This window comes from Promineifilum sp. (SeqCode) (assembly GCF_041918635.1).
In the GTDB taxonomy this organism is placed as follows: Bacteria; Chloroflexota; Anaerolineae; order Promineifilales; family Promineifilaceae; genus Promineifilum.
The window spans coordinates 1-5603 of the sequence record NZ_JAYRVJ010000179.1 but is presented as its reverse complement, the minus strand read 5'-3'; the positions used below and the strand labels follow the sequence as shown (position 1 = coordinate 5603).

The window sequence follows — 5603 nt, the reverse complement described above, 5'->3', positions numbered from 1 at the left end:
CCGATTGCCATCACAAGAGAGGGGCTAGGGGTTAGGGAAGAGCGCTCATCCCTGGCCCCTAGTCCCTAACCCCTAGTCCCTATCCCGCCACCAACCTTGTTGCTTGCCCACGCGAACGACGACGGCGATCAGCACGCCCAATAGGACAACCGGCAGGGCCAGCCGCACGAGGGTCGCGCCGCCGAAGCGCAGCAGAACGAACAGCACCAGCACCCCCAATCCCCAAAGCAGCCAGCGGGCATAAGGAGGGGCCGGCGTCTCCCCCTCCGCCTCGCGGTCGCGCTGGGCCACGCGGCAGTTGGCCTTCGTGCCCACGCGCAGCGGCCGGCGGTCCAGCGTCCACTGGCAGCTGCACGCCTCGCACTGAAAGCAGGCGCGGTCAGGCTGGCCCGTCTCGCGATCGAGCCGCTTGAGGATGCGCCCGCCGCAGTGGTCGCAGTCATAGCCGGTGTCTTCCCACGTGGTGCTGGTCTTGATCACGGATGTCATTTTAGCAGAAATAGGCCGCTAAGCGTTGGGCGATTTGACAAATCGCCCTACGACAGAGGCGGCAGCCAGTCGCCGTGGGCCGCAATGAGGTCGTCCACCAGGGCGTAAATCTGATCCAGGTCGAGTTCGGCCGCCGTGTGCGGGTCGAGCATGGCCGCGTGGTAGACGTGCGCCCGCCGGCCGGTCAGCGCGGCCTCGACAGTGAGCGCCTGCACGTTGATGTTGGTCTGCATCAGCGCCGCCAACTGGGGCGGCAGCGGGCCGACGTACGTCGGCTGGACGCCGTTGCGGTCGACCAGGCAGGGCACTTCGACGCAGGCCCCCTCCGGCAGGTTGTCGATCAGCCCCTTGTTGGGCACGTTGCCATAGACCACGCGCGGCGTCCCCGTCTCCAGACTGTGGATGATGTAAGAGCCGTACTCGTGCGTGCGTTCCACCGGCAGGGCCACGTTCTCATCCTCCAGCACCTGCCGCGTCATTTCCCAGGCGGCGATCTGGTTTTCGCAGCGGGTGATGTACTCGTCGAGCGGGATATTGTAGCGCTCGATCAGGTCAGGGCGGTCGCGCTTGATGAACCAGGGCACGTACTCGCTGAGGTGCTCGCTCGACTCGGTGACGAAGTAGCCCAGCCGGGTGAACACGTCGTAGCGCACGCGGTTCCACGCGGGCACGCGCCCCTCCTCCACCACGCGCCGGATGAGAGGGTAGAGGTCTTCAACCCCGTCGGCCGTCCGGCGTTCGAAGCGCAGGTAGAAGGCCATATGGTTGATGCCGGCGCAGAGGTAGTTGATGTCGCCGATGGGCACGCCGATGTCGCGGGCCAGCTGCTCAGCCGTGCCCTGCACGCTGTGGCATAGGCCGACCGACTTGATGGACGTGGCCCGTCCGGCGGCCCAGCACAGCATCGCCATCGGATTGACGTAGTTGAGCAGCCAGGCGTCGGGGCAAAGTGCCTCCATATCGCGGCACAGGTCGAGCAAGACGGGGATCGTCCGCAGTCCGCGCATGATGCCGCCGATGCCCAGCGTGTCGGCGATGGTCTGGCGCAGGCCGTACTTCTTGGGTATCTCGAAGTCCACGACCGTCGAGGGCTTGTAGCCGCCGATCTGGAACATGGTGATGACGTGGTCGGCCCCGTCAAGGGCGCGGCGGCGGTCGGTGGTGGCCTCGATCGTGGGCCGGGCCGCCGACGACGCGGCCACGCGGTGGGCGACCACCTCAGACGTGCGCAGCCGCTCCGCATCGATGTCGTGCAGGCTGATGGTCGAGCCGCTCAGTTCGGGGAAGCTGAGGATGTCGCCGAGCAGGTTCTTGGCGAAGACGGTGCTGCCGGCGCCGATGAAAGCGATCTTGGGCATAGAGTACTCCAGAAGAAGAATCCGCAGATTACCCAGATTACGCAGATTTCTCAGAGCAATCAGGTGAGGCGGTGTTTTAGGACGCGCGCCCAGCCGCGGGCCTGGATGCCGGCCAGGACAAGGGCGGTGACGGCGCGCGGGTACTTGTCGCGGTAGAACTTGCGATAGAAGACCTGCATGGCCCGCACCGACTCGCGGGCAACCTTGACGCGGGTCTCCTTGGGCGGCCGGGCGATGTCGGCCGACTCTTTGCGCAGGCCGGAGCTGGCCCCCTTGTAGTGCAGCACCTCCACCAGCGGGTAGTAGACGATCTCGTAGCCCGCCTCGTGGATGCGATAGCAGTAGTCGATGTCCTCGCCATAGAAGAAGTAGGTCTCGTCCCAGCCGCCCAGTTGCCGATCCAGCGCGCGGGGCATCATCATGTAGGAGCCGGCGATGACGGGCACGGGGTGGATTTGGCTGAACTCCTCGTAGGCGCGGAAGTAGCCATTGAAGCGTGGGTTGTCGGGGAAGAGGCGGCTCAGCCCGGCGAAGTGGCAGAAGGCGTTCCAGGGCGTCGGGAAGCCACGGTGGTTGTCGGGGTCGCGCTCCCCGGTGGGGTAGACCAGCCGGACGGTCAGCGCACCGACCCGCTCGTGGGCGTCCAGGTAGCGCAACGGCTCCACCAGCGCGTTCGGCGCGACGACGGTGTCGGAGTTGAGGAAGAGCAACACGCGGCCGCGGGCGACGGCCGAGCCCTGGTTGTTGGCCGCCGAGTAGCCGCGGTTGACCGGGCTGACGATGAGCCGCGCCGCCGGATAGCGCGCGGCGACCATCTCGGGGCTGCCATCGGTCGAGGCGTTGTCCACGACGATGACATCCATGCCTCCCGGCGGGGCCTCGGCCGCGTAGAGCGAGCGCAGACAGTCGTCGAGCAGTTGGCGGGTGTTGTAGGAGACGACGATGATGGAGAGGTCCATGGTAGGTGGATTGTACACGGGTTTGCGCAGGGGTGCAGGGGAGCGGGGGAGCAGGGGGAAGTGGCAGGTTTTCGGTCGTCGTTAGTTCGCGGTCGGCGGCGGTTCTCCCCGCTCTTAATTGGCTCCCCATATCGCCAGTGCTATACTCCCTCTCATCGAGCCTATGATCTCCACCCCATTAGCCCCGCGGTTTGCCGATTACCGGCGACACGTTGACGATCTGGTGAACGCCGCCATTACCGCGGCCGACGCTGAGGCGGCAGTCGTGCGCTGCCTGCGCCGCGAGGGGCAAACGCTCTTCATTGGCCGGCCGGCCGAGGCGGAGCGCGTCGAGTTGGGGCGCGGCCGCGTCTTCGTCATCGCCACGGGCAAGGCGGCCGTCCCCATGGCCCGCGGCGCGCTGGCGGTGCTGGACGGCGACGTGGCCGGCGGGGTGCTCATCACCAAGGCCGGCAGCGGCGATTACGCCGCCGAGGTGCAGAACTGGCCGTTTGCCCTTTATCACGGCGGCCATCCCGTGCCGGATGAGGGCGGTCTGGCCGGCACGCGCGCCGTGGTCGAACTCCTGTCGCGCACCCGGGCCGATGACGTGGTGCTGTGTCTCATCTCTGGCGGCACGTCGGCGCTACTGACCCAACCGCTACTGCCGTTGGCCGACTGGCGCAAGCTGATCGAACTGCTGCTGCGCAGCGGCTGCACCATCCGCGAATTGAACACCGTCCGCCGCTCCATCGACCGCATCAAAAGCGGCGGGCTGGCCCGCGCGGCGGCCCCTGCCGCTTGCTATGGCCTCATCCTGTCCGACGTGGTGGGCAACGCGCTGCACGCCATCGGCAGCGGGCCAACTGTGCCGGAAGATGAACTGGTCGTAGGCGCAGTGGCCGTGCTGGGCCGGCACGATATTGCCCGGCGGCTGGAGAAAGATGAGTGGCAGCGCCTGGCCGTGGCGCTGAACCAGGCGCGCTACCTGCACAAGTCGCCGCGCCCGTTGGTGCGCAACACCATCGTCGGCGACGTGCGCGACGCGGCCAACGCGGCGCTGTTGCAGGCCATCCGTCTCGGTTTCATCAGCCAATTGCTGACTGCTTACCTGGACGGCGAGGCGCGCGACATCGGCCGGCTGGCAGCCGGCATCGGCCGCGACCTGCCGCCAGGGCACTGCTTCATTCTGGCCGGCGAGACGACGGTCACGGTGCGCGGTAAGGGGCGCGGCGGGCGCAACCAAGAGCTGGCGCTGGCCGCTGCGCTGGCGTTGGAACGGCAGCCGCGCACGGCTGTGCTCTCCTTCGCCACCGACGGCGAGGACGGCCCGCCCATCCCTGGCGTGTCGCCGGTGGCCGGCGCGGTCATCACCGGCGAGACGGCGCGGCTGGCCCGCTCCTATGGCATCGATCCAGTGGCCCACCTGATCAACAACGACAGCTACGCCTTCTTCAGCCGTCTGGATGAAGTCAGTCGCGGCCGGGCCGAACCCCACCACGTCATCACTGGCCCTACGGGAACCAACGTGAACGATCTCGTGGTGGTGTTGGCGTACGCAGAGTAGCAGGGGAGCAGGGGTGCGGGGGAGCAGGGGAAAATGCAGAGCCTGCATCCTCAGATGCGGGCAAATGGTAAGAACCGGGTGGCTAGTGGCTTTCTCCCCTGCCCCCCTGCTCCCCCGCACCCCTGCGCTTTCAAACGTTCGCAACTCGTAATCGGGAGAAATATGTCCGTCCAATTCGGCACCGATGGCTGGCGCGCCATCATCAGTGAAGAGTTCACCTTTGCCAACCTGCGGCTGGTCGCCCAGGCGATCGCCGATTTCGTGCGCGAGGAGAACCCGACCAACCCCAGTGTGGTCATCGGCTTCGACACGCGCTTTCTGTCTGACCGGTACGCGGCCGAAGTGGCCCGCGTCATGGCCGGCAACGACATCCACGCCTGGCTGGCCCGCGCCGATACGCCCACGCCGGCCATCAGCTACGCCGTCGTCAACCGCCGGGCCACGGCCGGGGTGATGATCACCGCCAGCCATAACCCTCCGCGCTACAACGGCGTCAAGCTGAAGGCGGCCTACGGCGGCAGCGCCAGCCCGGAGCAGCACCGGCGCGTCGAACGCCTGCTGGACAGCAATCAGGCCCACGGCCGGGAGCCGCGTCTAATGGGGCTGGAGGAGGCGCTGCGGGCCGGCCGGATCGTCAAGTTCGACCCGGCCTGGGCCTACTACGAACACCTGGGCACGCTGCTCAATCTGGACATCATCCACGAAGGGGAATTGCGCGTCGTCCATGACGCGATGTACGGGGCCGGCCGTCGCACTATCAGCGAGATGCTTATGCGCAGCCGCACCCACGTCGTCAACCTGCGTGACGAGATGAACCCCGGCTTCGGCGGCATCCACCCCGAACCCATCGCCAAGCACCTGACGCTGCTGGCCTCGACCATGCTCAGCGGCAACTACCACGCCGGGCTGGCGACCGACGGCGACGCCGACCGCATCGGCGCGATGGACGCCCGGGGCCAGTTCGTTGATCCGCACCGCATCTTCGGCCTCATCCTGCGCTATCTACTGCACAAGCGCGGCTGGCGCGGCCAGGTTGTGCGCACCGTCTCGACGACGCGCATGATCGACCGGATCGCCGCCGAGTTCGGGCTGCCGGTGGTGGAGACGCCTGTCGGCTTCAACCACATCGCCGACCTGATGCTGGGCGACGGCGTGGACGCTCAGAGCGTGGTGATGGGCGGCGAGGAGTCGGGCGGCATGAGCGTTCAGGGCCACATCCCGGAGGGGGATGGGGTGCTGATGGGGCTGCTG

Annotated in this window: 5 protein-coding genes; 2 read left to right on the top strand and 3 right to left on the bottom strand. The window is 67.2% G+C overall.

Annotated elements, in window-relative coordinates; genetic code table 11:
- Positions 1 to 72: 72 nt before the first annotated feature.
- From ACE3UY_RS06095 to ACE3UY_RS06085, 3 genes are read right to left on the bottom strand one after another with little or no spacing between them, the layout of a single operon-like run.
- Positions 73 to 480 carry a hypothetical protein gene (locus ACE3UY_RS06095; RefSeq protein ID WP_374686659.1) on the bottom strand — a complete coding sequence of 136 codons (408 nt, stop codon included), beginning with the start codon at positions 478 to 480 and terminating at the stop codon, positions 73 to 75.
- A 56-nt stretch (positions 481 to 536) separates the two neighbouring features.
- Positions 537 to 1847, bottom strand: a complete 1311-nt coding sequence (locus ACE3UY_RS06090; RefSeq protein ID WP_374686658.1) for an alpha-glucosidase/alpha-galactosidase — start codon at positions 1845 to 1847, stop codon at positions 537 to 539.
- Between the two features lie 59 nt (positions 1848 to 1906).
- Complete coding sequence (locus ACE3UY_RS06085; protein WP_374686657.1) at positions 1907 to 2806, bottom strand: glycosyltransferase family 2 protein; 900 nt, start codon at positions 2804 to 2806, stop codon at positions 1907 to 1909.
- Positions 2807 to 3029: 223 nt separating this feature from the next.
- Between ACE3UY_RS06085 and ACE3UY_RS06080 the strand changes: the two genes are divergently transcribed.
- Positions 3030 to 4352, top strand: coding sequence for a glycerate kinase (locus tag ACE3UY_RS06080; protein WP_374686656.1), 1323 nt, complete (start codon positions 3030 to 3032; stop codon positions 4350 to 4352).
- Between the two features lie 162 nt (positions 4353 to 4514).
- The coding region (locus tag ACE3UY_RS06075) for a phosphoglucomutase/phosphomannomutase family protein (protein WP_374686655.1) at positions 4515 to 5603 on the top strand (1089 nt) is incomplete at its 3' end.